Here is a 26,147-nt window from a genome sequence, read left to right as displayed (position 1 = left end):
TTCCCGACAAAGAAAGCAGACGATGGATTTACGCCTCGCCGTGTACCAACTCGCCTCGACCCATGCGCTCGATGCCCAACAAACCCGGCAGTTGGAGGAAGTGGCCGGTTTCCAGCGCGAACCGGCGCGCCTGGCGCACTGGCTGCCGCGCGGCGTGGCCGTGCTGGGCGCCGCCTTGCTGGGCATGGGATTGATCTGCTGGGTGGCCGCCAACTGGGAAGACTTCGGCCGCATGGGCCGCTTTGCCCTGCTGCAAGGCGTGTTTGCCGCCGCCTGCCTGGGCGCGTTTGCCGTGCCCAAGGCGCGAGTCCCCTTGCTGCTGCTGGCCTTGCTGGCCATCGGCGGCCTGTTCGCGTATTTCGGCCAGACCTACCAGACGGGCGCCGATCCGTGGCAACTGTTCGCCCTGTGGGCCGTGCTGGCCTTGCCCCTGTGCCTGGTCGCGCGCAGCGACGTGCTGTGGACGCCGTGGATGCTGGTACTGTCGACGGCCGCCACCCTGTGGATGCAGGCGCAGGCGCGCCACAGCTGGCGCATCGATTCGGCCGACCTGGGCATTTTCGTCAGCGGCTGGCTGGCCGTGCTGCTGGCCTGTGCCTTTGTCTCGCCCCTGTTGGCGCGCTGGACGGGGGCCGGCAACTGGGCCTTGCGCCTGGGCCTGGTGCTGGCCACCATCCTCATCACGGGCACGGCCGTCAGCGCCCTGTTCGGCAATGAGATCGAATCGCCGTACTGGGCCGGTCTCGGCTTGCTGGCCGTCGCCGGCGTCCTGCTGGCCACGCGCAAGTTTTTTGATGTGTTCGGCCTGAGCGCCGTCGCGCTCGGTATCAACACCTTGCTGGTGGGCGGCCTGACGCACGTGCTGTTCAACGGCCATGGCGATGGCGTCGGCGCGCTGACCGTGCTGGGCTTGCTCGCTGCCGTGCTGCTGGCGCTGACCGTGCAAGGCATACTGTGGCGCACGCGCCGGGAGGCGGCATGAGCAATAACAATATTCAACGAACCGATGCGCTCGCCACCCTGATCGACGACGCCACGCGCGCCGGCCTGTTGCCGCCCGGCGCCAGCCGCCCCGTGCAGGATGTTCGGCCGTGGCCGCTGGTGCTGATGACGGCTTTCGGCGCCTGGCTGGCCGCCATTCCCCTGATGATTGCGCTGGGCGTGGGCCTGGAAAGCATCGTGCGCCAGGGGCCCGGCGCGTATGTCGTGGCCGCCATCGTGCTGGTGGTGGCCGTGCTGCTGATCCGCACGCGCGGCGTGGCGCTGTTCGTCGAACAACTGGCCGTGCCCTGCCTGCTCGTGGGCGGCGGCTTGCTTGGCTATGCCCTGTACCGCGACTATTCCACGCAGACGGCGTCATTGATGCTGTGCCTGGCGTGTTTGGTGGTGGCCGCCGCCTTGCCGCGCGACTGGCTGCGCGTGTTGCTGGGACTGGTCGCCTGCGGCTTGCTGGGGCTGGGGATCATCGACAGCACGCGAGACTGGATTTTCGAAAACGATCCCACGGAACTGTATTTCGCCTGGATGCTGGCCCTGGCACTGTGGCTGGGCGTGCACTGGCTGCAGAAGCAAGCCTTCAACGACGGCCGCGGCGCATCCGTCGCCGCCTTCCTGGAATCGCTGTCGACGGGGTGGGTCCTGGCAATCCTGCTGGGGCTGGTCTTCTGGTCGGGCATGACCTTCATGCTCGGCGGCGCGATGGGCGGTGGCTTTGCCGGCGAAGTGGCGCGCGAAGTGACGCGGCACCAGGGTCTTGCATGGTATGCGCAGGCCTTGAATGGCGTGTCGCTCGTGCTGGCCACGGCCGCCGCCGCCTGGACGGGATGGCGCTGGCCCGCATTGCGCCAGTTGCCCGCCATCGGCGTGGCGCTGGTGCTGGTCGTGCTGGCCTGGTTCATGCCGGCGCTGGGGCCCGTGCTGCTGATCCTTGCGTATTGCGTGACGAGCGGGCGTTCGCGCGTGGCCGTGGCGGCCGCGCTGGCGGCGGCGTGGATCATCGGCAGCTTTTATTACCAGCTGGCCTGGCCACTGGCCAGCAAGGCCGCGCTGCTGGCGATAGCGGGCGCCGTGCTGTGCGCGCTGTCGTGGCTGGCCATGCGCGGCGCCGTGCTGCATCTGGTGGAAAGCAAGCCGGCGGGTGTGGCGGTCGAACGCCGCTTCTTGCGCCTGGGCGTGCTGGGCGGCTTGCTGCTGGTGTTGCTGGTCGCCAATGGCGGCATCTGGCAAAAAGAACAGCTCATTGCCAAGGGTGAGCCTATCTTCGTGGAACTGGCGCCCGTCGATCCCCGTTCGCTGATGCAGGGCGACTACATGCGTCTCAATTTCCAGGGCCTCGGCGTGCTGAGCACCCTGGCCAGCGTGGAGCGTGCGCCCGGCCGGCCCTTTGTCGTGGCCAGGCGCGATGCGCGCGGGGTGGCGGAACTGCTGCGTCCCTACACCAAGGAAGCGCTGGCACCCGGCGAATTCCTGCTCGAACTGACGCCGAAGGATGGCAACTGGGTACTGGTCAGCGATGCCTGGTTCTTCAAGGAAGGCGAAGCGGCGCGCTGGGAAAAAGCCCGCTATGGAGAATTCCGCGTGCTGCCCGACGGCCGCGCCTTGCTGGTCGGCATGCGCGGGGAAGATTTACAGGCGCTTTAGCGGCTTGATTGAACAAACCCAATGGCAGAATCCGGGGGCGTACCCTGAGGGTACGACCCCAGCCTTTGCTCTTGGGGTGGCCGCATCCTGTAAAATTGCCCGATGGATAATATTACGCATTCGGTCATCGGCCTCGGGGTCGGCGAACTGGTACACCGCAGCCTGCCGCCCGAGCCGCAAGCCCCCGCACAGCGCACCCGGCGCGCGCTGTTTTTGTTTACGGCATGGTTTGCCAGCAACGCGCCCGACCTGGACCTGGTGCTGACCCGGTTGTTGCCGCGCCCCTTCGGCTACATGCTGCACCACCGTGGCCACACGCACACCTTGCTGCTGGCCTTGCCCCAGGCGCTGATCTTGCTAGCCTTGCTTTGGCTGCTATGGCCGGGCGCGCGCCGGCTGCTCAAGGAAAGCGTGCCCGCCCGCATCGGCCTGGCCGCTTGTCTGCTGCTGGGATTCTGCTTGCACATGGGCATGGATTTCCTCAATTCCTATGGCTTGCACCCGTTTTATCCGTTCGACAGCCGCTGGCTGTATGGCGACATGGTCTTCATTGTCGAACCCATGTTCTGGGTGCTGCTGGGCGTGCCCGTGATCATGTCCTTGCGCTACGGCATCGTCAAAAGCGTGCTGCTGGCGGGGCTGGCGGCGGCCCTGTGTTTCTTCACCTATAAAACCTATCTGGCGCCCGTCTCGCTGGCCGTGCTGCTGGGGCTGGGCGTGATCCTGGCCGTGCTGCAGGGACGGGCTGGCGAGCGGGGGCGGGGACCGCTGCTGCTGGCTTTCGCGCTGGCCGCCACCTTCATCGGCACCCAGGGCGTGGCTTCCGCCCTCGGCCGTACGCGCATCGAGGCGGCCGTGCAGCGGCTCGATCCCGGCACGCGCGTGTGGGACGTGTCGATGACGGCCTTCCCCAGCAATCCGCTGTGCTGGATCTATGTCTCGCTCGACAGCAAGACGGACGTGTATACCCTGCGGCGCGGCACCCTGAGCCTGCTGCCCGCATCGCTGGCGCCCGCCGCCTGCCCGGCCGGGCTGGCCGAGATGGGCAAGAAGCAGCAGCAACTGGCGCCCGGCATCGCCGTGTCCGCCCGGGCGGCGGGCAGCCTGGCCGCCTTGCGCGCCTTGCAGGAAGACAATTGCTATGTGGACGCCTGGTTCCGCTTTGCCCGCATGCCCAGGTTGAATGCGGACAAGTTGACGGACGTGCGTTTCAATCCCGGCATGCAGCCCAATTTCACGACCGTCGAATTGCAGCAGTTCCGCAGCCGGCCATGTCCTGCCTATGTGCCGGGCTGGGACCGTCCCCGCGCCGACATGCTGGCGCCGCCGAAATAGAGAACGGCTATGTTGCCTTAAAGGAAAATGTCATGTGTGTGCTTACTTCGCCGTGGCTGCACATGCGACACTGCCAATTCAGCAAGAATGATATTTAGTTAGGACTATCTTGGAAGAGCAACACGCCTTACCGTATTTGCGAGAAACCCTGCTGTTTCTCGCCCTGGCCGGGATTTTTATTCCGCTATTGCAACGCCTGAAAGTCAACCAGGTGCTTGGCTTCCTGGCCGTCGGCGCCCTGTTTGGCCCCTTCGGCTTCGGCCTGTGGGCCGGCGAGTTCACGTGGCTCACGTATTTCTCGTTCGTGCGTGCCGAGCAGGTCAGTGGCCTGGCCGAGCTGGGCGTGATGTTCCTGATGTTCATGATTGGCCTGGAACTGTCGACGGAGCGGCTGTGGGCGCTGCGGCGCTGGGTATTCGGCGCGGGCGTGGGACAGGTGGCCGTCAGCGCCTGCCTGATCGGCGGCGTGGCGTATTACTTTGGCCTGTCGCTGGAAGCGTCCATCGTGCTGGGCCTGGTGCTGTCGCTGTCGTCGACGGCTGTCGTGATGCAGTTGCTGACCGACCAGCGTTCGCTGCAGACGCCGGCCGGCCAGGCGGGCTTTTCCATCTTGATGTTCCAGGATTTGATGGTGGTGCCGCTGTTCATCCTGATCGACGTGTTCGCCAGCGGGCGCAGCGACGACCTGGCCTATCTGCTCAGCTTTGCGGCCGTGAAATCGGCCGGCGCCATCCTGCTGATCTATCTGCTGGGACGCCGTGTGATCCGCCCGCTGTTCCAGTTCTTCGTCAAGAAGCACCAGCCCGACGTGTTCATGGCATTGACCCTGCTCAGCACCCTGGGCATCGCGGGCCTGACGTATCTGGCGGGCCTGTCGATGGCGCTGGGCGCTTTGCTGGCCGGCCTGCTGCTGGCGGAAACGGAATTTCGCCACGAAGTGGAAGTGACGATCGAGCCCTTCAAGGGATTGCTGATGGGCCTGTTCTTCATGTCCGTGGGCATGCAGATCGACGTGCGCGAAATCCTCAAGTCGCCCGTGCTGATTCCCTTGGCCGTGCTGAGCCTGTTTGCCTTGAAAACCCTCGTCATCAGCGTGATTTTCCGCATCGGCGGCTTTCACTGGGGGCGCGCCGTGGAAACGGGCGTGCTGCTGGGGCAGGGCGGCGAATTCGCCTTCATCGTCGTCGCGTATGCGCTCGGCACCAAGCTGATCGCTCCGGAAGTGGCGCAGTTCGTCATGCTGGTGGTGGGCCTGAGCCTGTTTGCCACGCCGGCGCTGGCCAAGGCGGCGCGCGCGTTCGGCAACTGGTGGGAACAGCGTCACCACCATCAGCTGGCCGACCTGGCGCACGGCGCGCTGCCGCCGCAGGGCAGCACCGTCATCATCGCCGGTTTCGGCAGGGTAGGGCAGTTGCTGGCCAAGGTGCTGACGGAGCAGGATATCGCGTATGTGGCGATTGAAAACGATGCGCGCCTGGTGACGACCCTGCATCCGCGCGGTTTCCCCGTGTATTTCGGCGATGCGTCGCGCGCGGAATTGTTGCAAAAGGTCAATGCGGACCGGGCTGCCGCCGTCGTGCTGACGATGGACCATGCGGCGTCCGTGCTGCATGCCGTGAAATCGATCCGCCGCGAATATCCGCTGCTGCCCGTGTATGCGCGGGCCCGCGACGAGGCGCATGCCGTGGCCCTGATACAGGCGGGCGCCACCCTGGTCGTGCCCGAGGCGCTGGAGTCGGCGCTGCAGCTGACGGCCACCGTGCTGCACACGGTGGGCCTGTCGGAAGCGCGCACGACGGACATCGTGCAGGCCGAGCGCGACCGGCGCAATGCCGTGCTGCTGGCGAAGAAGCTGTCGTAGTGCTGCCGTAGCGCAACAGTGCGTGTCGCCGTGCTTTGTCAATTATCTATACAATAATAGTATATGAGCATATCAACCACATGAAAGCCGCGACGAAGAGCGGAGCGGCGCCCCTGACGCCGCAGCAGCTGGCGGCGCAGGAAACGCAGCAAAAATTTGGCAAGCCCGAGCGGGGCTGGCGCGAGCGGGTGTACACCGTCATCTTCGAGGCGGAAACGCGCACGGGTCGCGCTTTTGACTTGCTGCTGATCGCCGCCATCCTGATCAGCGTGACGGTGGTCGTGCTCAGCAGTGTCGCCTCCGTGGCCGAGCGCTACGGCACCTGGCTGACGGCGCTCGAATGGTTTTTCACCATTTTATTTACCATCGAATATTTCGCCCGCCTGGCGTGCCTGCAGCATCCGGTGCGCTACGCCAAGAGTTTTTTCGGCATCATCGACTTGCTGGCCATCGTGCCGACCTACATCGGCTTGCTGCTGCCGGGCGCGCACGTGCTGATCGACGTGCGCATTTTGCGCCTGCTGCGCATGTTCCGTATCCTCAAGCTCACCTCGTATGTGCATGAATACACGGTGCTGGGGCGGGCCTTGCTGGCCAGCCGGCGCAAGATCCTCATTTTTCTGTCTTTTGTCATGATGGTGGTCTTTCTGCTGGGTACTGTGATGTATGTCGTGGAAGGGCCGGAGAATGGTTACAGCAGTATTCCCACGTCGATATACTGGGCCATCAGCACCATGACCACCGTGGGCTTCGGCGATATCACGCCGAAGACCGACATCGGGCGCACCATCGCCTCGCTGATGATGTTGCTGGGCTGGGGCATCCTGGCAGTGCCTACCGGCATTATCAGCGCGGAAATGACGGTACAGCGCAGCTCCAAGCTGGTCACCACGCGTACCTGCCCCACGTGCCTGAAAGAAGGGCTCGATGACGATGCCAATTTCTGCAAGAACTGCGGCGTTGCATTGCCGCCATTGGCACGCGATTAGCGCATAAACCCTACATCAATCGTATTTACTTTACTTTTTTAAGGCCAACATGATTCCAGTTCGCCTGATCGCGACGGGCAAAGCCGTGCCCGTCCACAGCGTCACTTCCGACAGCCTGGACCTGAAACTGGGCCACCCGGCCGGCTATACCTTGCGCAAGAGCGGCGTGCTGTCGCGCTTTGTCGCCGCGCCCGATGAATCGCAAAGCCAGCTGGGCGCCGTCGCCCTGCTCGACGCGCTGAAGAATGCCAGCCTGCGTCCGGCCGACATCGACTTGCTGATCTGCGCCTGCGGCGTGCCCGAGCAGGCCTTGCCGAACACGGCCTGCTTCGTGGCCGAACACGCGGGCTTGCCGCCCGGTACGCAAAGCTTCGACGTCAACGCCAGCTGCCTCAGCTTCATGGCCGCTTTCCGCGTGGCCGCGTCCATGCTGGCAGGCGGGGCCTACCGCCGCATCGCCATCGTTTCGTCCGACCTCGCCTCGCGCGGCGTCGACTGGAGCGAGCCGGAAGCGTCGATGATCTTTGGCGACGGCGCCGCCGCCGTCATCGTCGAGCGGGGCGACGGCAGCGCCGGCATCCGGGCCTACAAGATGGGCACGTATCCGGAAGGGCGGCGCTACTGCGAAATTCGCGGCGGCGGCACCGAGCGCAATCCGCGCAACGGCTGCGAACCGGGCGACTACCTGTTCCGCATGGATGGCAAGGCCGTGTTCCGCCTGGCCGTCAAGGTGATGCCGGATTTCCTGACGGAACTGATGGCCGAATCGGGCGCGGGACTGGACAAGGTCGACGTGGTCGTGCCGCACCAGGCCAGCCCATTGGGTCTTGCGCATGCGGCGCGCATCCTCGACGTTCCCGATGCTAAAATCATCAAGATCTTTGAAACGCATGGCAACCAGGTGGCCGCGTCCTTGCCCACCGCCCTGCACGAGGCGGTGATGACGGGGCGGGCCGTGGCAGGCCAGCGTTTGCTGATGATGGGCACGGCCGCTGGCCTGACCATCGGCGGCATGATACTTGACCTGTGAAGGTGGTGTGATGAGGCGGATACTGGTCACGGGAGCGACGGGCGGGCTGGGGCGTAATGCCGTGCGCACCCTGCTGGCGCAGGGCGTGGAAGTGCGCGCCACGGGCCGCAACGCCGCCGTGGGCCGCGAACTCGAACGCATGGGCGCGCAATTCGTCGCGCTCGACCTGGCGCAGGCGACGCCGCGCCAGGTCGACGAACTGGTGCGCGGCATGGACACCGTCTGGCACTGCGCCGCGCTGTCCTCGCCCTGGGGCGCGGAGCGCGACTTCATCGCCGCCAACGTCACGGCCACGGCCCAGTTGCTGCGCGCGGCCGCCAGCCTGCACGTGGCGCGCTTCGTGCACATTTCCACCCCGGCCATCTATTTCGACTACCGCAACCGCTACGAGGTGCCGGAAACCTTCCGTCCCGACGCCTTCGTCAACGCCTATGCGCGCAGCAAGGCGATGGCGGAAAAGCTGGTGCAGGAGTGCGTCGACCGCCAGCGCGGCATGACGTGCGTGATCCTGCGCCCGCGCGCCATCTTCGGGCCGCACGACCAGGTCCTGATTCCGCGCCTGGCGAGGGTGCTGCAGGAGCGCGGCGGCAAGCTGCCGCTGCCCAATGGCGGCGCGGCTACCATCGACGTCACCTATGTGGACAACGTCGTGCATGCGATGTGGCTGGCCACCGTGCACAAGACCATCGCTTCGGGCGCCGCCTTCAACATCACGAATGGCGAGCCGGCGCGCCTGTGCGACATCTTGCGCACCCTGTTCTGCGATCATCTGCAGCAGCCGTTCGAGATCGTCAGCGTGCCATACCGCGTGCTGGCGATGGTCGCGCGCCTGATGCAGTTCGCCTCGCGTTTCACGCGCCGCGAGCCGTCGCTGACGCCCTACAGCATCGGCGCGCTCAGTTTCGACATGACGCTCGATAACGCCAAGGCGCGCAAGGTGCTCGGCTACCGTCCCGTCGTCAGCCTGCAGGACGGCATCGCCCGCACGGCGCAGTGGATGCGCCAGGAAGCGGCGGCGCACAAGGTGGGCAAGGAGCGCAATGGCTAGGATTACCGCGTTTCGCGTCGGCCACTGTACTCATCCTTCGTGCATGGTCTTGAAAGGCAGCGGGCTGGCCAGCCGCTGCTTCCCCTCGCGCGCCTACCTGATCGAGACGCGCGCGGGCCTGTACCTGTGGGACACCGGTTACGCCGAACACTTCCGCGCCGCCACGTCGAAAGGCGTGTACCGCATGTATGCGTGGGTGACGCCGATTTTCTTCGACGAGAACGAGTCGCTACAGGGTCAGTTGCGCGCCCATGGCGTCTCGCCCGGCGATATCCACACCCTGCTGCTGTCGCACTTTCACGCCGACCATATCGCCGGCCTGCGCGACTTTCCCGGCGCGTGCCTGATGGCGTCCAAGACGGGCTGGGATGCCGTGCGCGGCCTGTCCGGCGTGGCCGCCGTGCGCCAGGCCTTCGTGCCCGAGCTGCTGCCGTCCGACATTGCCGACCGCCTGGATTTCGTGGAAAGCGTGCCAGAGACGGCCTTGCCGGCGGCCCTGCTGCCCTTCACGTACGGGCGCGACGTCAGCGGCACGGGAGAAATCTACATCGTCGACTTGCCCGGCCACGCCATCGGTCATCTGGGCGCCTTCGTGCTGCAGGATGGCGGCTGGACCCTGCTGGCGTCGGACGCGGCCTGGGTGCCGGAAAGTTTCCAGCAGCTGCGCGGACCGTCGGAACTGTCGTTCATCATCCAGCACAAGCGCGCGCCGTATTACGCCACCCTGAACCGGCTGCACCAGCTGCACCGCTCGGGCAATGCGCAGATCCGCATCACGCATGAAGATACGCTCGACTACATTGCCGTGGCGGGCCGCCCGTGAAGCGTATCGTCTGGCTGTTGCTGTCGTACTGGCGTACGCGCCGCTTGCGCTTTGCGGACCGCGCGCAGCTGGCCGTCTACCAGCAGCGGCAACTGGCCCGTTTCATCGACACGCTGTGCGCGCGCAGTAGCTACTTCACCCCGTACCGCCACCTGCCGCTGGCGCAGTGGCCGACGATGAACAAGGCGCTGATGCTCGAGCATTTCGACGCCATGAATACCGAAGGAATCACGTTGGCGCAGGCGATGGATGCGGCCATGGCGGCCGAGCATAGCCGCGACTTCACGTCGGCCGTCGGCGACATCACGGTGGGCCTGTCCTCGGGTACCTCGTCGAAGCGCGCCGTGTTTACCGTCAGCCCGCGCGAAAAGGCGCAATGGGCGGGCGTGATGCTGGCCAAGGCGCTGCCCGACGGCCTGTTTTCCGGCGAGCGCGTGGCGCTGTTCCTGCGCGCGAACAGCAATCTGTACACGGCCGTGCGCTCGCCGTGGCTGACCTTTGCGTTTTACGATCTGTTCGAACCGTTCGACGCGCTGTGCGCGCGGCTGGCGCAATACCGGCCCTCCGTCATCGTCGCGCCGGCCCAGGTGCTGCGCCAACTGGCGCTCCGCGTCATCGACGGCAGCCTGGCGCTGGCGCCGAAAAAAGTCATCTCCGTGGCCGAAGTGCTGGAAGCGCAGGACCGCGCGCTGATCGTGCAGGCGTTCGGCGCCGTGCATGAAATCTACCAGGCCACGGAAGGTTTCCTCGCCAGCAGCTGCGAGCACGGCGTGCTGCATCTGAATGAGGAATACGTGCACATCGAGCCGCAGTGGCTCGATCCAGAACAGCGGCGCTTCGTGCCCGTGATTACGGACTTTACGCGCATCACGCAACCCATCGTGCGCTATCGCCTGGACGATATCCTGATCGCGCGCGCCACGCCATGCCCGTGCGGCCGCGCCACGCGCGCCATCGACGGCATCGAAGGGCGCTGCGACGATATGCTGCTCTTGCCATCCTTGCCGTCGGCGAACGGCGGTGAACCGGTTGCCGTGTTTGCCGATGTGCTGACGCGCGCGTTTGCGCAAGCCTTGCCGTTGGACGCCGATTATCGCCTGGCGCAAACGGGCGACGCTGCCCTGCAGCTGCACGCGGCGCTGGACGATGCGGGCCTGGCCGCCCTGCGCGCGCATCTTGAAACGGTGCTGCAAGGCCTGGGCGTGGCCACCGGCGGCCTGGCCTGGACGGCGAGCGGCGAACTGCCTCCCTTTGACCCCACCATGAAACGGCGCCGCATTCGGCGTCTTGCCACCGCATGAAATCTGTAGACACCATGACGCCGTATTCCCGCCTGCTGCACTTGCTGGCCGGCTGGGGCAGCGTCGGCCTCGTGTATTTTTCCAGCGATGTGCTGCAAGGACAGGGGGTACTGCTGCCCGAGACGGCCATCGACCGCGCCATTCCCTACAGCGACTCTGCCATCTGGCTGTACCTGTCTTTCTTCATCCTGATCCCGTACGCCTACCTGGCGGCCGATGCGGCCCGCGTGCGCTGGCTGGCGCGCGCCATGGCGCTTTCCGCCGTCCTGTGCGGCGTGGTGTTCCTGCTGTATCCGACCACGCTCGCCTACCCGCCCGTGGGCGAGGGCGGCGCCTGGAGCACGCAGGCGCTGCGCATGCTGCAGGCGGCGGATTCCACGCAAAACTGCCTGCCGTCGCTGCACGGTGCCCTGACCTTGCTGTGCGTGTGGGCCCTGTGCGACAAACGCCAGCCGCTGCGTTCCGCGCTGGCCCTGGTGCTGGGCGTGGCCATCTGCTACGCCATCATCGCGCTGCGCCGGCACGTGAGCATCGACCTGGCCGCCGGCCTGGCTGTTGGCATCGCCGGCGGCATGCTGGCGAAAATGCAGGTATCCTTGGCTGCCCGCCGCGCCGTTTCCATCAAAACCGCACCATGATGAATCCATTTGCCCTGTCGTTCCTGATCATGCTGGCCTTCGTGCTGGCCGAACTGCTGATACTCAAATGGGTACGCAAGACACCCGTGCCGTGGAAGGACGTGATCTTCAATCTCAATTCCGGCCATATCCTGATGTGGGTATTTCGCGGCGTGGAAGTGGCGGCCTTCGCCCTGCTGCTGCGCCATGTGAACCTGCACGTCGTCGACCAGTGGCCCGTGGTGGCGCAGTGGATATTCGCGTTTTTTGCCTGGGACCTGTGCTTTTACTGGATGCACCGGCTGCACCATAAAATCCCGCTGCTGTGGGCCGTGCACGTGGTGCATCACCAGGGCGAGCATTTCAACCTGTCGCTGGGCGTGCGCAATTCCTGGTATTCGTCGCTGACGAATTTCCCCTTCATCGCCATCCTGGCCGTGCTGGGCGTGCCGCTGGAAATCTTCCTTGTCGTCTCGTCCCTGCATTACACGGTGCAGTTCTACAACCACAATGCGCTGGTAAACAAGTCGGGCATCCTCGATAAATTCATGGTCACGCCCTCGCACCACCGCGTGCACCACGGCACGGATAAACGCTACATCAACCGCAATTTCGGCGGCACCCTGCTGCTGTGGGACAGGCTGTTTGGCAGCTTCCAGCCCGAACTCGAGGGTGTGGAAATGCGCTATGGCGTGAAGGGCATGACACCCACGCACAACCCGCTGCTGGCCAGCAACGGCAAACTATTTACATGGCTGCGCGCGCGCTTTCCCCACTGGCAGTCGCGCTGCACTTTCCACGTGCCCGAGCTGTTCATCGGCATCGGCGGCGTGATCCTGTTCGGCCTCGTGATCTATTACGTCAACCATGAGGCGGTGCTGGCCGGCGCACAGCAGGCGATCCTGTTCGCGCTGATCTTCGGCGGCACCCTGGCGCTGGGCGGCCTGTCCGATGCGCGCCGCTGGGGCGCCATCGCCTGGGTGGCCATCGCGCTGGCCATGCCGGCCCTGTACCTGGGCTGGTATGGCGCGCGCGACATATGGGGCATGGTGTTTCTGGCCGCGCTGCTGGCGCATGGCCTCGATGGCGCGCGCCGCTTGTGGTTGCCTGCCGCAGCGGGGACGCGCGCGTGACGCAGCCTGTACCTTCGTTGCCGCCGCTGCGCTTCCAGCCCGCCCGCGATTCCGCCTTCCGCCGCGAATTGCGCGCCCGCGCCGACGCCTACCTGGCGGACGAAGGAAGGCACCGCTTCGGCGACGCGCGCCTGCATGCGAAAACCATGTTCCTGGCCGCGCTGACGGTGGGCCTGTATGCGCTGGCCTTGAATGCCGACGACACCTGGCCGTTTGTCGCCAGCTACGTCGCTTGCCTGGTCGCGGCCATGGCGCTGGCCATGAATACCCTGCACGATGCGGCCCACAGCGCCATCTTCCGCCGCGGTTTCCTGAACCGCGTGCTGATACGCCTGGTGGGCTTGCCCGTGGGCGTGGACACGGATTTCTGGACCATCCGCCACGTGCACTTTCATCACACGTATGCGAACGTGGAAGGCTATGACCTCGACACGGAACCGAACCCCTTCCTGCGCCAGACGCCGTTCCAAAGCTGGTCGCCCCAGTACCGCTACCAGTACCTGTACTGGCCCGTGGTGGCGGCCCTGTCGCTGCCGTACCTGAACTGGTATGGCGACTGGCTGGACCGCTTCGGCAAGACGCCCGTGGCCGCGCACAGCCGCCTGCAGGGCTGGCGCGGCTGGCTGTCGTTCCTCGGCTGGAAGCTGGGTCACGTGGCGCTGGTGCTGGCGCTGCCCATGTGGGTGCTGCAGCAGCACGGCCTCGCCTGGAACGTGGTGCTGGGCGCGTATTTCCTGGGCCAGATGATCGCCTCGTGCGCGCTGGTGGCGCTGATCCTCGGCACGCACTGGGCCGAAGTGGAATTCTTCCAGCCGGGCCAGGACGGTACCCTGCCGCACGACTGGTACCAGCACACGTTTTATACGGCCTGCGACTGGACGCCGAAACCGCGCGCGCTGCGCTGGCTCGGTTATTGGCTCGGCGGCTTGAACCTGCACCTGACGCACCATCTGTTCCCCACCTGGAATCACCGCCACTACCCGGCGCTGGCGCGCATCCTGGCCGAACTGGCGCCGCGCCACGGCCTCGTCTACCGCGAACTCGGTTACGGCCAGCTGCACGCCTCGCAGCAGCAGTTCCTGCGCGCCATGGGCCTGCCACCCGCAAAGTCTTGACGAATCGGGCTTGACTCGGTTTCTGTTTCGTCTTACATTTCTGTAACGACAGAAATAAGAGAAAGCCATGGAACTGAGCCCGACTACTCAAAAGTACATCCTCCACTGGGGCGAAATGGGCACCCGCTGGGGCGTCAACCGTACGGTGGCGCAAATCCACGCGCTGCTGTTCCTGGCCAATGAACCGTTGACGGCGGAAGACATCGCGGCCAGCCTGAACGTGGCCCGCTCCAACGTCAGCAACAGCCTGAAGGAATTGCAAAGCTGGGGCCTGGCGCGCAGTACGCACGTGATGGGGGACCGGCGCGACCATTTCGTCGCCCTGCAGGATGTGTGGGAAATCTTCCGCGTCATCATGGAGGAGCGCAAGCGGCGCGAGATCGATCCCACGCTGACGGTGCTGCGTGAATGCGCGATCGAGGGCGAGCACGATGCGGCCATTCCACCGGCCACCCTGGAACGCATGGGCGAGGTGCTGGCCTTCCTGGAAATGCTCAGCAGCACCTATAGCGACTACAAGAATTTGCCGCCGGCGACCCTGCAGCGCATGCTGTCGATGGGGGGCAAGGTGGCCAAGTTCCTCAGCCCGGAAGACAAAGCTGGCAAGCGCGCAAAATCATGAACGGCCCCTCGGAAGGAGAACTGTTCAAGAAGGTGATGGGCGCGCAGTGGCTCACGCTGCACCCGGATATCCGCCGCCGCTTCGAGAAAAATCCCGCGCCGGGCCAGCCCCTGTATTACCGGGGTGAGCTCAGTGAACTGACCAGCTCGCGCCTGGGAAAATTCCTCGGCTGGCTCACGCGCCCCTTCATCGATGGCGCTCTGATCCCGCATGACGATCACGACTTCCCCGTCGATATCGAAGTCTATTCGCGCCCCGGCTGCCCGTTCATTTTCAAGCAGCGCACCTACCGCCTGCATGGGCGCGCGCCGATCCGCTTCACGTCCTACATGGCGGAAAGCGCGAAAGGCGAAGTGCTCGAATACGTGGGCATGGGCCTGGGCATGAAGCTGGTGCTGCACGTCGAGGACGGCAATCTGCACTTCACCAGCGACGGCTATTTTCTCGATCTTTTCGGCTGGCGCCTGCCGCTGCCGGGCGTGCTCACGCCCGGCAAGACCTATCTGTGCCACCGCAACGAGACGCCGCAGCAGTTCAACATCCGCATCGAGATCCGCCACGCCCTGTTCGGCACCACGTTCACCCAGGCGGGCGTGTTCCGCGAATCGGCCGCACCGCAAAATCACGAGGAGACACCATGAATACGCATCTGCTGGCCCTGCAACTGATGGCCGCGCAAGGCTGCCTGGGCGCCTTCGACACCATCTACCACCATGAAATCACGGAAGCGCTGCCGCAAAAGGCGTCCGCGCGGCTCGAATTGACGATCCATGCGACGCGCGCCCTGATCTACAGCCTGCTGTTCGTGGGCCTGGCCGCGTGGGAGTGGCATGGCGCCTGGGCCTGGGTGCTGGTCATCGTGTTTGGCGTGGAAATCGTATTGACCCTGTGGGACTTCGTCGTCGAAGACCAGACGCGCCTCCTGCCCGCCACGGAGCGGGTCACGCACACGGTGCTGGCGATTAACGCGGGCGCCTTCATCGCCTTGCTGGCCCTGAACAGCAGCGAATGGGCCACCTTGCCGACGGCCCTCGTGTGGCAGCCGTATGGCTGGCTCAGCGTCTTCCTCGCCCTGTGCGGCGTGGGCGTGGGCTTGTCCGGCCTGCGCGACGCGTATGCCGTGTGGCAGCTGGGACGGCGCAAGGTGCAGGAGACGGCAGAGCAAGAGGAACACCTGCGCTTTGCCAGCACGCCGCAATCCGTGCTGGTGACGGGCGCCACGGGTTTCATCGGCCAGCAGTTGGTGACCGCCTTGCTGGCCGATGGCCATGCCGTGACGGTGCTGACGCGCCAGCCCAAGCAGGCCGCGTGGACCTTCGATGGCCAGGTGCGTTGCATCCAGTCGTTCGACGCATTGTCGGATGCGCAGCGCATCGACATGGTGGTCAACCTGGCCGGTGCGCGCATCGTCGGGCATCGCTGGACGGACGCGCGCAAGGCGGCCCTGCGCCGCAGCAGAGTGGCGCTGACGCAGGACCTGGTGGCGTGGATCGCCCGCGCGCAGCACAAGCCACGGGTGCTGCTGTCGGCATCGGCCATCGGCTACTACGGCGTGCAGCCGCATGGCGACGACACGGAATTGACGGAGGAGAGCGCACCGCAAGCCATCTTCATGTCGCAGCTGTGCCAGGAATGGGAAGCGGCCGCGCGCCAAGCGGAACGCTATGGCGTGCAGGTGGGCTGCATGCGCTTTGGCCTCGTCTTCGGCCACCAGGGTTCGCTGCCGCAGATGCTCTTGCCGGTCCGTTTCGGCGTGGGCGGCCCGCTGGGCAGCGGCAAACAGTGGGTCACGTGGGTGCACGTGCGCGACGTGATCCGCGGCATCGCCCATCTGGCGCGCCGCAGCGAAGAACAGGCCGTGAGCGGCGCATACAACTTCTGCGCGCCGGAAGCCATAGCGCAGCGCCGCTTCGCCCAGGTGGCGGGCGCCGTGCTGCACCGCCCCAGCTTCATGCCCACGCCGGCCTTCGTCATGCAAGCCTTGCTGGGCGAGCAGGCCGACTTGCTGGTGGAAGGCCAAAGGGTCGCGCCGCGCCGCTTGCTGGCCGACGGCTTTGCCTTCCGTCATCCGCAGCTGGAAGGGGCACTGCGCAGCCTGTAGCCTGGCGTAGAATGGGGCATGGGAGGAACCGAACCATGCCCCGCTTCAGCCATACGATAGACAGCCATACCTATGCGTTCGCCAGCCTGAAGGAGCTGCTGGCCAAGGCCACGCCGCTGCGTTCGGGCGACGTGCTGGCCGGCGTGGCGGCAGCCAGCGCGCGCGAGCGGGTGGCGGCGCAGCTGGCGCTGGCCGACGTGCCGCTATCGCTGTTCCTCAACGAGGCGCTGGTGCCGTACGAAGAGGACGAGGTCACGCGCCTGATCATCGACTCGCATGCGCGCGCCGCCTTTGCACCGATTTCCCACCTGTGCGTGGGCGACTTTCGCGACTGGCTGCTCGATGATGCGACGGACACGCAAACGCTGTCCCAGGTCGCCGCCGGCATCACGCCGGAAATGGCGGCCGCCGTCTCGAAAATCATGCGCCTGCAGGACCTGGTGCTGGTGGCCCGCAAGTGCCGGGTCGTGACGGCCTTTCGCAATACCCTGGGGCTGGAAAGCCGCTTGTCCACGCGCTTGCAGCCGAACCACCCGACGGACGACGCCACAGGCATTGCCGCGTCGATGCTCGATGGCCTGTTGCTGGGCAGCGGCGACGCCGTCATCGGCATCAATCCCGCCACCGACAATGTGGCGCAGGTGGTGTCGCTGCTGCACCTGCTCAACGCCGTCATCGAGCAGTATGAAATTCCCACGCAGTCCTGCGTGCTCACGCACATTACCAATACCATCGAGGCGATACGCCGCGGCGCTCCCGTCGACCTGGTGTTCCAGTCGGTGGCGGGCACGCAGGCGGCCAACCGCAGCTTCGGCATCGATTTGTCTCTGCTGGCCGAGGGGCGGGCGGCGGCCCTGTCGCTGGGGCGCGGCACGGTGGGCAACAACGTCATGTATTTCGAGACGGGGCAGGGCAGCGCGCTGTCGGCCGGCGCCCACCATGGCATGGACCAGCAGACGTGCGAAGCGCGCGCCTATGCGGTGGCGCGCGCGTATCAGCCGCTGCTGGTCAATTCCGTCGTCGGCTTCATCGGCCCCGAATATCTGTACGACGGCAAGCAGATCATGCGTGCGGGGCTGGAAGACCATTTCTGCGCCAAGCTGCTCGGGCTGCCCATGGGTTGTGACGTGTGCTATACCAACCACGCGGAGGCGGACCAGGACGACATGGATGCCTTGCTGACCATGCTGGGCGTGGCCGGCTGCAATTTCATCATGGGCGTGCCGGGCGCGGACGACATCATGCTCGGCTACCAGAGCACCTCGTTCCACGACGCCCTGTATGCGCGCCGGGTGCTGGGCCTGCGCCCTGCGCCGGAATTTGCGGCCTGGCTGGCGCGCATGCGGATCACGGATACGCAGGGCCGCTTGAGCGAAGCGCTGGCGCCGGCCTTCCAGGCGGCCCTGCTGCGCCTGGACGACTAGGAGGATGCATGGACGAAGCCATTCCTTGGCAAGCGCTGCGCGCGCATACGGCGGCGCGCATCGCGTTGGGACGGCGCGGCGTGAGCGTGCCGACCAAGGCGCAGCTGGCGTTCCAGCTGGCCCACGCGCAGGCGCGCGACGCCGTGCACCTGGCGCTCGATGGCGACGTTCTGGCACGCGTCCTGGCCGCGCAAGGGCAAGACTGCGTGCCGCTGCACAGCGCGGCCGCCACGCGCGCCGACTATCTGCAACGGCCCGACCTGGGACGCCGGCTCGACGAGGTTTCACGCGCGCGGCTGGCCGGAGGTGGCAAGGGAGTCGACCTGGCGCTGGTGGCGGCCGACGGCCTGTCGGCGCTGGCCGTGCAGCGCCACGCGGCGCCCTTCCTGGCGGCCCTGCGCGAACGGCTGGCGCTGGAGGCGTGGACCCTGTCGCCGCTGCACATCGTGGCGCAGGGACGGGTGGCCATTGGCGACGAGGTGGGTGAGTTATTGCGGGCACGCGCCGTGCTGGTGCTGATCGGCGAGCGCCCGGGCTTGAGTTCCCCGGACAGCCTGGGCCTGTACCTGACGTGGGCGCCGACAGTGGGTTTACTGGACGAGCGCCGCAACTGCATTTCGAACGTGCGTCCGGAGGGGCTGGCATATGCGCAGGCGGCGTACCGGCTGCATTATTTGCTGTCGCAGGCGTTCAGCCGGCAGTTGTCGGGTGTGGGATTGAAGGATGAAACAGTGGCGGAGGGTAGCGTGGTATTGAGACGGAATTTTTTGCTGGCGGAGTAAAACCCCATAGCAACGACCGGGGTCAGACCCTCAGGGGGAATTTGCCCCAATGGGGTACATTCCGATCCTGAAGGACTGACCCCAGCCCTTCGCTTTAGGGGTTCTAGATTAAATTTCCCGGATCTCGTCCAGCGGCCAGCGCGGGCGCACGTTGAACGAGTAATCGTGCTTGGCGGCGTCGGGATTGATTTGCAGGCGCATGGCGCCGGCAAAGGCGATCATGGCGCCGTTGTCGGTACAGAATTCCAGCTCCGGGTAATACACCTTGAAGCGCTTCTTGGCGGCCGCCGCGTTGAGCGAGGCGCGCAATTGCGCGTTGGCGCCCACGCCGCCGGCGATCACCAGGCGTTTCAAGCCCGTGTGCTTGAGGGCCGACACGCATTTGGCCGTCAGCACGTCGACGATGGCGTCGACGAAGCCGCGCGCGATATTCGCCTTGTCCTGCTCGCAGATATTCGCGATGACTTTTTCGTCATGGTTTTTCACCACGGTCAGCACGGCCGTCTTCAGGCCCGAGAAACTGAAATTGAAATCCTTCGAATGCAGCATGGGGCGCGGCAGTTTATATGCGAGCGGATCGCCGAATTCGGCCAGGCGCGAAATGGCGGGGCCGCCCGGATAGCCGAGGCCCAGCAGCTTGGCCGACTTGTCGAACGCCTCGCCGGCCGCATCATCGAGCGTTTCGCCCAGCATCGTGTATTGTCCCACGCCGTCGACGCGCATCAGCTGCGTATGGCCGCCCGACACCAGCAGGGCGATGAACGGGAATTCCGGCGGCTCGGACGCCAGCAAGGGCGACAGCAGATGGCCTTCCAGATGGTGGATGCCCAGCACCGGCTTGTTGATGGCCAGGCCCAGGCTGCAGGCAACGGAGGAGCCGACCAGCAGCGCGCCAGCCAGGCCAGGACCTTGCGTGTAGGCGATGGCGTCGATCTCTGGCAGGGTGATGCCGGCCTTGGCCAGGGTTTCTTCGAGCAGCGGGATGGCGCGGCGGATATGGTCGCGCGACGCCAGTTCCGGCACCACGCCGCCATATTGCTCGTGCATGGCGACTTGCGAATAGAGGGCGTGCGACAGCAGGCCGCGTTGCGTGTCGTACAAGGCCAGGCCGGTTTCGTCACAGGAGGATTCGACGCCAAGAACAATCATGAAGGTGCTAAATAGGGAGGAGTAATCCGCCATTGTAAAGGAAAGCCGGGCACTCCACCGTGCGGCCGGCGCACCATTTCGGCGGCAGTGTGCACTTGCGCAGTGCGGCGCGGCGCCGTTTTGCTGCGGATTTTGGCCATTCTTCGCTTGTGCCGGCACTGGCACCGCTCTTGCTTAGACTAGCGTGTACCTTTCTCGAGGGAGCTAGCGATGTCGGAACAATGGAAAATGATTTGCCGCCTGAAGGACATGCCGCTGGCGGGCGCGCGCATGGTGCAGCGGGGACTGGCGTGGCAGGATTTACCGGGCGTGGCGCTGTTTCGCGCGGCTGACGATACGGTGTATGCGCTGCTCGACACGGTGCCCTGCCTGGGCGGCCCGCTCGCGCAGGGGGTGCTGATGGAGAAAAACCTGATGGGGCCGAAGAACAGCTGGATCATCGAGCTCGATTCGGGCCGCCTGGTGGCGCCCGTGCAGGGCATGGCGCGTACGTACGCCGTGCGCATCCTGGACGGGCGCATCTACCTGGACTTGAAGGAGCTCAATGTCCCGGCCAGCAAGGCCGAGCAGGCGCTGGCGGGCTCGTTTGCGCTGCTGCCGCATGTGCAGATGGCATGATATGCCTCGTGCTGGTGTCGGCTTGCGCGCTGTGCGCCAAGCCGACCTGCGCGGCTCAATTCGTAGGTCGGATTAGGCGCAAAGCGCCGTAATCCGACAACATCGCCGGCATTATTTTGGGCGATTGACCAGATGCGCATGCGCATCGCGCAGCATGGTCGCCGTCGTGTCCCAGTCGATGCAGCCGTCGGTGACGGAACAGCCGTAGGTCAGTTGCGACAGGTCTTGCGGGATCTTCTGGTTGCCGCCGACGATGTTCGATTCGATCATCACGCCCACCAGCGAGCGGTTGCCCTGGCGGATCTGGTTGACCACGTCGCCCATCACCAGCGGTTGCAGTTCCGGCTTTTTGTAGCTGTTCGCGTGCGAGCAGTCGACCACCAGATTGGCCGGCAGCTTGGCCTTGGCCAGCGCCTGTTCGGCGATGGCGATCGAGACCGAATCGTAGTTCGGACGGCCGTCGCCGCCGCGCAGCACGACGTGGCCGTACGCGTTGCCGCGCGTGCGCACGATGGCGACGTTGCCTTCGCCATTGATGCCCAGGAAGGAGTGCGGGTGCGCCGACGATAAAATCGCGTTGATGGCGATGCTGATGTCGCCATCGGTGCCGTTCTTGAAGCCGACCGGGGTCGACAGGCCCGACGACATTTCGCGGTGCGTCTGCGATTCCGTCGTGCGCGCGCCGATGGCGGTCCAGGCGATCAGGTCGCCCAGGTATTGCGGCGAGATCGGGTCCAGCGCTTCGGTGGCGGTGGGCAGGCCCAGTTCGCACACGTCGAGCAGGAACTGGCGCGCCTTTTCCATGCCTTCGTTGACCTTGAACGAATCGTCCATGTACGGGTCGTTGATATAGCCTTTCCAGCCCGTGGTGGTACGCGGTTTTTCGAAATACACGCGCATCACCAGCAGCATCGTGTCCTTGACTTCCTCTTGCAGCGCTTTCAGGCGGCGCGCGTAATCGAGGCCGGCGACGGGATCGTGGATCGAGCACGGGCCGACGACGACGAACAGGCGCTGGTCCTTGCGGTCGATGATGTTGCGCAGCGCTTCGCGGCCGCGGCTGACGGTGTCGAAGGCGCTCTCCGACAGGGGCAGCTTGGCGTGCAGTTCGGCCGGTGTCGGCATGGGCGCGAAAGAGGTGACGTTGATATTTTCGATGTCTGGCGTATTCATGATTCTGGCTCGGCTTTCGCGATTGCGTTCTTTAAGAGGCAATAGTGTAGCGGAAATGCGGCCTGGCGGCGGGGATGGGGCCAAAACGGCAATGGTTCAGTTGTTTTTATGGCAGGGCCGGCACGCTGCCGGCCCCCATGCGCTCAGTGGCCGCCGGCCAGGCTGGCGCCAACGCTGTAGCGGGCGATGCGCTGGTAGTTGCCGGCCAGCTCGGGCGGCCGGGGCAGGCCTGGGTGGCGCCGCACATGCGCGAGGATGGCGCTTTCGTGCTGGCGTATCTGCGCGTCCAGGCAGGCGATCTGCTGGCGCAGCAGGGCGTGCAGTGCATGCTGGCCGGCTTGCAGATGCGCATTCAGGCGCGCCGATTCCTGCTGGCGCACGCCTTCGATGGCGTGCAGGCGGCGCAGCCACAGGCGCAGTTCCACGTAGGCGGGCGAGGGCGGCGTCCAGCGCGCGGGGCGCCTGTGCGCGCAGTAGTTGGCCAGCACCACGGCGCTGTGCGCCGCGTCATCGGGCAAGCCCTGGCCGCGCAGATAGTCGTCCAGCTGGGCGGGCTGGGCATCGCATACCACCATGCCCATGTCGGCCAGCATGCGGGCGGGCGTCTCGCTGTACGGCATATCGAGGCGCATGCAGACGCGCAAGCCGATGACGGGCACGTCGTTCCTTTGCAGCCAGCTGCGCAGCCAGCGGTAGCCGGCCACGTCGTTTTCCAGCACCTTGCACAGCACTTCGTTGCCCGACAGCAACACGGCTTTCAGCAGCAGCTTGCTTGTTTCGATGCCGACGAAGGCCGTTTCCCGTTTGATCGCGTGTTCCATGATGAGTCCCCCTGTGCAGTCTTATACGCAGCGGTGGCGCGTCTGGATGCAGGCGCGAAGCAAATTCGTAAAAAAATAGCTGGAAAGACTGTTGCATAGTCGTCCATGGCGTCTTCCAGCCCGTCTGCAAGGGGAAAAATCCGTGTAAGCTGGCGCCATGACGACAGTTTCCATACCCCATACCGATGTGGCCGGCGAGCCATTCCCCGCAGCACGTTTCATCAAGGAAATAGGACGCGGCAAGAACGGCGCGCGCAGCATGACGCGGGACGATGCCCGCGCCCTGTACCGCGCCATGCTCGAGGGCCGCGTGTCGGACCTGGAGCTGGGCGGCATTTTGTTGTCCATGCGCATCAAGGGCGAATCCGTGGACGAGATCGCCGGCTTCCTCGACGCTGCCGAAGCCTCATTTGCCCCGCTGGCCGCGCCGGCCGGTGAATTTGCCCCGATCATCATTCCCAGCTACAACGGCGCGCGCAAGATGGCCAACCTGACGGCCTTGCTGGCGCTACTGCTGGCGCGCGCGGGCGCACCCGTGCTCGTGCATGGCGTGAGCAGCGACCCGGGCCGCATCACGACGGCCGAAGTGCTGGCCGCGCTGGGCGTGCCCGCTTCCACGGACCATGCGCAAGCCGAGGTCGCCATGGCGCGGGGGCAAGCCGCCTTCCTGCCCATCGAGGCGCTGGCGCCGCGCCTGGCCCACATGCTGTCCCTGCGGCGCGTGCTGGGCGTGCGCAATTCCACGCATACCCTGGTGAAAATCATGCAGCCGTTCGCCGGCCCGGCCCTGCGCCTGGTGTCGTACACGCACCCTGAATACCTGGAAATGCTCGGTGAATATTTCCTCACTGCATCTGATCCCGCGCGCGGCGACGCTTTCCTCATGCGCGGCACGGAAGGCGAGACGGTGGCCAATGCCAACAAGGCGCAGCAGATCGACTGGTTTCACGGGAGCGAACGCACGGTACTGGTGGAAAAGCAGTTGCTGGTGGAAGAGTTGCCGCATTTGCCGGCCGAGCGCGATGCGGCCACCACGGCGGACTGGATCGCGGCCGTGCTGCGCGGCGAGGTGCCCGTGCCACCGTCGATCGCCGAGCAGGTGGCGCAATGCTTGACGGCATCGCGGCAGATTGCGGCACGGCCGCGCTAGCCGCGTCGCCGCAGTTTACAATGGCGTCTTTGTAATCAGCGGTGACCGGAATTCTTATGGCAAAACAATTTGATGTGGCAGTGATCGGCGCGGGCGCGGCCGGCATGATGTGTGCGGCTGTGGCCGCCCAGCAAGGCAAGCGCGTGGTGTTGATCGATCACGCGGCCAAGCTGGCCGAAAAGATCCGCATCTCCGGTGGTGGACGGTGCAATTTCACCAATATCAACGCCACCCCGCAGAATTTCCTCTCGGAAAACCCGCATTTCTGCAAGAGCGCGCTGTCGCGCTACACGCCGCAGGATTTCCTCGCGCTCGTGAAAAAATACCGGATCGGCTACCACGAGAAGCATAAGGGCCAGCTGTTTTGCAATGAATCGGCCGAGCAGATCATCGACATGCTCAAGGACGAGTGCGCCGCTGGCGGCGTGCACTGGCGCATGCCGTGCAAGATCGACAATGTTGCCCAGCAAGCGGATGGCGGCTTCGTGCTGCAGACGGACAGCGGCGACATCGAGACGGCCAGCATCGTCATCGCCACGGGCGGCCTGTCGATCCCGAAGATCGGCGCCACGGATTTTGCCTACCGCATCGCCAGGCAATTCGACTTGACGATGGTCGAACCGCGTCCGGCCCTGGTGCCGCTGACGTTCGATGCGGCCAGCTGGGCGCCGTTCGCGGAATTGTCCGGCATCGCCCTGGAAGTGGATGTGGAAACGGGCAGCCTGAAAGGCCGCAAGGCGACGGGCGCGCGTTTCCGCGAAGACTTGCTGTTCACGCACCGCGGCCTGTCGGGTCCGGCCATCCTGCAGATTTCCAGCTACTGGCTGCCGGGCGAGCCCATCGTCATCAATCTGCTGCCGGAAGTGGACGTGGCGCAGACCTTGATCGAAGGCAAGGGCACCCTGAAGAAGCAGCTGGGCAATATCGTCGCCCAATGGCTGCCGCAGCGCCTGGCCGACTGCCTGCTGGCCGTCAACGGCCTGGCACCGGACGCGCGCATCGCCGACATGCCCGATGCGCAGCTGCGCAAGCTGGGGCAAGCCATCAATGCCTGGTCCATCGTGCCGAACGGTTCCGAAGGCTACCGCAAGGCCGAAGTGACGCGCGGCGGCATCGATACGCGCGAACTGTCGCAGCAGACCATGATGGCTAATAAAGTGCCGGGTCTGTATTTCATCGGCGAATCGGTCGACGTGACGGGCTGGCTGGGCGGCTACAACTTCCAGTGGGCCTGGGCTTCGGGCGTGGCGGCAGGTATTGCCTTGCAGTAAGCAAGTCTGTAGGATGGGGTTCTGGCGCCCCGTGCGCCCACCCCGGTGCGTGGTTTACGCCACAGCCGGGCGGCAATCTCAGGCTGCATGCCGCACGCAAGTGGGGGAGGGGCTTCCCTTTCCGAATAAAAGCTGCTACTATCTATCTCTTCCTATACACCACCTCAACGGTTTGAATTTTACATGACCACTATTCGCCTTAAAGAAAACGAGCCGTTCGAAGTCGCAATGCGTCGCTTCAAACGCACCATCGAAAAAACGGGTCTGCTGACCGAATTGCGCGCTCGCGAATTCTACGAAAAGCCAACAGCTGAGCGCAAGCGCAAGCTGGCAGCTGCTGTCAAGCGTCATTACAAACGCATCCGCAGCCAACAACTGCCGAAAAAATTATTCTAAGACTGTTCAGTCAGAACCAACCCGGGTAGTACGGCGCCTTGTTCGCCACGGGTTTTGTTTTGATTCGCCTGGAGTGATACTTCAGATGAGTCGCATACCCGCTCCGGTTCGCCGCAGCGGGTTTTCGCTTTTGTGGCCCGCTGATGGTAGCCGCGCACGAGCACCCACCTACTGACCAACGAGGATTGCCATGAGCTTGAAAGAACAAATTACCGAAGACATGAAAAACGCCATGCGCGCCAAGGAAACGGGCAAGCTGGGCACGATTCGCCTGTTGCTGGCGGAAATCAAGCGCAAGGAAGTCGACGAGCGCATCGAACTGACGGATGCCCACGTGACGGCCATCGTGGAAAAGATGATCAAGCAGCGCAAGGATTCGATCACCCAGTTCGAAGCCGGTGGCCGCGCCGACCTGGCCGACATCGAAAAAGCCGAGCTCGTGCACCTGATCGGCTACATGCCTGCCGGCCTGTCGGACGAGGAAGTGGCGGCCGAAGTGGCTGCCGCCGTGGCCGCCTCGGGCGCCGCCGGTCCGCAAGACATGGGCAAGGTCATGGCCATCGTCAAGCCGAAGCTGGCTGGTCGCGCCGACATGACGGTGGTGTCGGCTCTGGTCAAGAAGGCATTGACTCCGGCTGCCTAAGCCGCATATAAAGCAGGAACAAAGGCTGTCAGCCGTCGCGCTGGCAGCCTGTTAACAGCCCACACGTTGACCTGGCTCAACCTCAGGCCACGTGCGGTAGTATAG

The 26,147-nt window shown here is 65.0% G+C and carries 25 protein-coding genes; 22 read left to right on the top strand and 3 right to left on the bottom strand.

Annotated features, from left to right (window positions below):
• Positions 1-22 precede the first annotated feature (22 nt).
• From CLU90_RS13995 to eutC, 17 genes are all read left to right on the top strand, one after another.
• The gene (locus tag CLU90_RS13995; RefSeq protein WP_100428198.1) at positions 23-982 is read left to right on the top strand and encodes a DUF2157 domain-containing protein; all 960 of its coding nucleotides are present in this window, start codon (positions 23-25) and stop codon (positions 980-982) included.
• Positions 979-2,640, top strand: coding sequence for a GDYXXLXY domain-containing protein (locus CLU90_RS13990; protein WP_157808822.1), 1,662 nt, complete (start codon positions 979-981; stop codon positions 2,638-2,640). The genes CLU90_RS13995 and CLU90_RS13990 overlap by 4 nt, the downstream gene beginning before the upstream one ends.
• A gap of 102 nt (positions 2,641-2,742) precedes the next feature.
• A complete protein-coding gene (locus tag CLU90_RS13985) occupies positions 2,743-3,975 on the top strand; it encodes a metal-dependent hydrolase (protein WP_100428196.1) in 1,233 nt (410 codons plus the stop codon).
• A gap of 109 nt (positions 3,976-4,084) precedes the next feature.
• A complete protein-coding gene (locus CLU90_RS13980) occupies positions 4,085-5,836 on the top strand; it encodes a cation:proton antiporter domain-containing protein (protein WP_092714094.1) in 1,752 nt (583 codons plus the stop codon).
• A gap of 80 nt (positions 5,837-5,916) precedes the next feature.
• A complete protein-coding gene (locus tag CLU90_RS13975; RefSeq protein WP_100428195.1) occupies positions 5,917-6,825 on the top strand; it encodes an ion transporter in 909 nt (302 codons plus the stop codon).
• Between the two features lie 49 nt (positions 6,826-6,874).
• The gene (locus tag CLU90_RS13970; RefSeq protein WP_092714090.1) at positions 6,875-7,855 is read left to right on the top strand and encodes a 3-oxoacyl-[acyl-carrier-protein] synthase III C-terminal domain-containing protein; all 981 of its coding nucleotides are present in this window, start codon (positions 6,875-6,877) and stop codon (positions 7,853-7,855) included.
• Between the two features lie 10 nt (positions 7,856-7,865).
• Positions 7,866-8,903, top strand: a complete 1,038-nt coding sequence (locus tag CLU90_RS13965; protein ID WP_092714088.1) for an NAD-dependent epimerase/dehydratase family protein — start codon at positions 7,866-7,868, stop codon at positions 8,901-8,903.
• Positions 8,896-9,726, top strand: coding sequence for an MBL fold metallo-hydrolase (locus CLU90_RS13960; protein ID WP_175539309.1), 831 nt, complete (start codon positions 8,896-8,898; stop codon positions 9,724-9,726). Before CLU90_RS13965 ends, CLU90_RS13960 begins: the two co-directional genes overlap by 8 nt.
• Positions 9,723-11,027 (top strand): F390 synthetase-related protein, encoded by a 1,305-nt coding sequence (locus tag CLU90_RS13955; protein WP_092714084.1) that lies wholly within the window; start codon positions 9,723-9,725, stop codon positions 11,025-11,027. Before CLU90_RS13960 ends, CLU90_RS13955 begins: the two co-directional genes overlap by 4 nt.
• A 14-nt stretch (positions 11,028-11,041) precedes the next feature.
• Positions 11,042-11,665, top strand: coding sequence for a phosphatase PAP2 family protein (locus CLU90_RS13950; protein ID WP_092714081.1), 624 nt, complete (start codon positions 11,042-11,044; stop codon positions 11,663-11,665).
• The gene (locus CLU90_RS13945; RefSeq protein ID WP_092714079.1) at positions 11,662-12,777 is read left to right on the top strand and encodes a sterol desaturase family protein; all 1,116 of its coding nucleotides are present in this window, start codon (positions 11,662-11,664) and stop codon (positions 12,775-12,777) included. Before CLU90_RS13950 ends, CLU90_RS13945 begins: the two co-directional genes overlap by 4 nt.
• On the top strand, positions 12,774-13,892 hold the full coding sequence (locus CLU90_RS13940) for a fatty acid desaturase family protein (RefSeq protein ID WP_232731197.1): 1,119 nt from the start codon (positions 12,774-12,776) through the stop codon (positions 13,890-13,892). The genes CLU90_RS13945 and CLU90_RS13940 overlap by 4 nt, the downstream gene beginning before the upstream one ends.
• A gap of 67 nt (positions 13,893-13,959) precedes the next feature.
• Positions 13,960-14,514 carry a GbsR/MarR family transcriptional regulator gene (locus CLU90_RS13935; RefSeq protein WP_100428194.1) on the top strand — a complete coding sequence of 185 codons (555 nt, stop codon included), beginning with the start codon at positions 13,960-13,962 and terminating at the stop codon, positions 14,512-14,514.
• Complete coding sequence (locus CLU90_RS13930; RefSeq protein ID WP_198511213.1) at positions 14,511-15,155, top strand: DUF4166 domain-containing protein; 645 nt, start codon at positions 14,511-14,513, stop codon at positions 15,153-15,155. The genes CLU90_RS13935 and CLU90_RS13930 overlap by 4 nt, the downstream gene beginning before the upstream one ends.
• Positions 15,152-16,615, top strand: coding sequence for a TIGR01777 family oxidoreductase (locus tag CLU90_RS13925; RefSeq protein WP_100428193.1), 1,464 nt, complete (start codon positions 15,152-15,154; stop codon positions 16,613-16,615). Before CLU90_RS13930 ends, CLU90_RS13925 begins: the two co-directional genes overlap by 4 nt.
• A gap of 35 nt (positions 16,616-16,650) precedes the next feature.
• Positions 16,651-18,039, top strand: coding sequence for an ethanolamine ammonia-lyase subunit EutB (locus CLU90_RS13920; protein WP_100428192.1), 1,389 nt, complete (start codon positions 16,651-16,653; stop codon positions 18,037-18,039).
• A gap of 8 nt (positions 18,040-18,047) precedes the next feature.
• Complete coding sequence (gene eutC, locus CLU90_RS13915) at positions 18,048-18,821, top strand: ethanolamine ammonia-lyase subunit EutC (RefSeq protein ID WP_100428191.1); 774 nt, start codon at positions 18,048-18,050, stop codon at positions 18,819-18,821.
• A 108-nt stretch (positions 18,822-18,929) separates the two neighbouring features.
• Here the strand turns inward: eutC and tsaD are convergent, their stop codons facing one another.
• Entirely contained in the window at positions 18,930-19,970 is a 1,041-nt protein-coding gene (gene tsaD, locus CLU90_RS13910) for a tRNA (adenosine(37)-N6)-threonylcarbamoyltransferase complex transferase subunit TsaD (protein ID WP_092714069.1), read from the bottom strand.
• Positions 19,971-20,180: 210 nt separating this feature from the next.
• On the opposite strand from tsaD, the gene CLU90_RS13905 reads away from it, so the two are divergent.
• Complete coding sequence (locus CLU90_RS13905; RefSeq protein WP_092714067.1) at positions 20,181-20,588, top strand: nitrite reductase (NAD(P)H) small subunit; 408 nt, start codon at positions 20,181-20,183, stop codon at positions 20,586-20,588.
• Between the two features lie 111 nt (positions 20,589-20,699).
• Here the strand turns inward: CLU90_RS13905 and CLU90_RS13900 are convergent, their stop codons facing one another.
• Positions 20,700-21,761, bottom strand: coding sequence for a 3-deoxy-7-phosphoheptulonate synthase (locus CLU90_RS13900; protein ID WP_092714065.1), 1,062 nt, complete (start codon positions 21,759-21,761; stop codon positions 20,700-20,702).
• Positions 21,762-21,904: 143 nt separating this feature from the next.
• Entirely contained in the window at positions 21,905-22,582 is a 678-nt protein-coding gene (locus tag CLU90_RS13895; protein ID WP_092714063.1) for a hypothetical protein, read from the bottom strand.
• 157 nt (positions 22,583-22,739) lie between these two features.
• On the opposite strand from CLU90_RS13895, the gene ybiB reads away from it, so the two are divergent.
• From ybiB to CLU90_RS13875, 4 genes are all read left to right on the top strand, one after another.
• Positions 22,740-23,732: a DNA-binding protein YbiB gene (gene ybiB, locus CLU90_RS13890; RefSeq protein ID WP_100428190.1), complete on the top strand. Its 993-nt coding sequence runs from the start codon at positions 22,740-22,742 to the stop codon at positions 23,730-23,732.
• Between the two features lie 56 nt (positions 23,733-23,788).
• Positions 23,789-25,003, top strand: coding sequence for an NAD(P)/FAD-dependent oxidoreductase (locus CLU90_RS13885; protein ID WP_092714059.1), 1,215 nt, complete (start codon positions 23,789-23,791; stop codon positions 25,001-25,003).
• Between the two features lie 183 nt (positions 25,004-25,186).
• Entirely contained in the window at positions 25,187-25,399 is a 213-nt protein-coding gene (gene rpsU / locus CLU90_RS13880) for a 30S ribosomal protein S21 (RefSeq protein ID WP_008451879.1), read from the top strand.
• Positions 25,400-25,589: 190 nt separating this feature from the next.
• Positions 25,590-26,042, top strand: coding sequence for a GatB/YqeY domain-containing protein (locus tag CLU90_RS13875; protein ID WP_070223119.1), 453 nt, complete (start codon positions 25,590-25,592; stop codon positions 26,040-26,042).
• Positions 26,043-26,147 lie beyond the last annotated feature (105 nt).

Source organism: Janthinobacterium sp. 67, assembly GCF_002797895.1.
Taxonomy (GTDB): Bacteria; Pseudomonadota; Gammaproteobacteria; order Burkholderiales; family Burkholderiaceae_D; genus Janthinobacterium.
The sequence above is the reverse complement of the archived record's forward strand: the minus strand, read 5'-3'. Positions and strand labels throughout refer to the sequence as shown.

Bases quoted from the DNA above. Each gene is read 5' to 3' on its own strand.
- CLU90_RS13885 (WP_092714059.1), top strand. From the start codon at position 23,789: ATGGCAAAACAATTTGATGTGGCAGTGATCGGCGCGGGCGCGGCCGGC.
- CLU90_RS13975 (WP_100428195.1), top strand. From the start codon at position 5,917: ATGAAAGCCGCGACGAAGAGCGGAGCGGCGCCCCTGACGCCGCAGCAG.
- CLU90_RS13925 (WP_100428193.1), top strand. From the start codon at position 15,152: ATGAATACGCATCTGCTGGCCCTGCAACTGATGGCCGCGCAAGGCTGC.
- CLU90_RS13905 (WP_092714067.1), top strand. From the start codon at position 20,181: ATGTCGGAACAATGGAAAATGATTTGCCGCCTGAAGGACATGCCGCTG.
- CLU90_RS13875 (WP_070223119.1), top strand. From the start codon at position 25,590: ATGAGCTTGAAAGAACAAATTACCGAAGACATGAAAAACGCCATGCGC.
- eutC (WP_100428191.1), top strand. From the start codon at position 18,048: ATGGACGAAGCCATTCCTTGGCAAGCGCTGCGCGCGCATACGGCGGCG.
- CLU90_RS13920 (WP_100428192.1), top strand. From the start codon at position 16,651: ATGCCCCGCTTCAGCCATACGATAGACAGCCATACCTATGCGTTCGCC.
- CLU90_RS13960 (WP_175539309.1), top strand. From the start codon at position 8,896: ATGGCTAGGATTACCGCGTTTCGCGTCGGCCACTGTACTCATCCTTCG.
- CLU90_RS13970 (WP_092714090.1), top strand. From the start codon at position 6,875: ATGATTCCAGTTCGCCTGATCGCGACGGGCAAAGCCGTGCCCGTCCAC.
- tsaD (WP_092714069.1), bottom strand. From the start codon at position 19,970: ATGATTGTTCTTGGCGTCGAATCCTCCTGTGACGAAACCGGCCTGGCC.
- CLU90_RS13945 (WP_092714079.1), top strand. From the start codon at position 11,662: ATGATGAATCCATTTGCCCTGTCGTTCCTGATCATGCTGGCCTTCGTG.
- rpsU (WP_008451879.1), top strand. From the start codon at position 25,187: ATGACCACTATTCGCCTTAAAGAAAACGAGCCGTTCGAAGTCGCAATG.
- CLU90_RS13930 (WP_198511213.1), top strand. From the start codon at position 14,511: ATGAACGGCCCCTCGGAAGGAGAACTGTTCAAGAAGGTGATGGGCGCG.
- ybiB (WP_100428190.1), top strand. From the start codon at position 22,740: ATGACGACAGTTTCCATACCCCATACCGATGTGGCCGGCGAGCCATTC.
- CLU90_RS13985 (WP_100428196.1), top strand. From the start codon at position 2,743: ATGGATAATATTACGCATTCGGTCATCGGCCTCGGGGTCGGCGAACTG.
- CLU90_RS13900 (WP_092714065.1), bottom strand. From the start codon at position 21,761: ATGAATACGCCAGACATCGAAAATATCAACGTCACCTCTTTCGCGCCC.
- CLU90_RS13965 (WP_092714088.1), top strand. From the start codon at position 7,866: ATGAGGCGGATACTGGTCACGGGAGCGACGGGCGGGCTGGGGCGTAAT.
- CLU90_RS13935 (WP_100428194.1), top strand. From the start codon at position 13,960: ATGGAACTGAGCCCGACTACTCAAAAGTACATCCTCCACTGGGGCGAA.
- CLU90_RS13950 (WP_092714081.1), top strand. From the start codon at position 11,042: ATGACGCCGTATTCCCGCCTGCTGCACTTGCTGGCCGGCTGGGGCAGC.
- CLU90_RS13995 (WP_100428198.1), top strand. From the start codon at position 23: ATGGATTTACGCCTCGCCGTGTACCAACTCGCCTCGACCCATGCGCTC.
- CLU90_RS13895 (WP_092714063.1), bottom strand. From the start codon at position 22,582: ATGGAACACGCGATCAAACGGGAAACGGCCTTCGTCGGCATCGAAACA.
- CLU90_RS13990 (WP_157808822.1), top strand. From the start codon at position 979: ATGAGCAATAACAATATTCAACGAACCGATGCGCTCGCCACCCTGATC.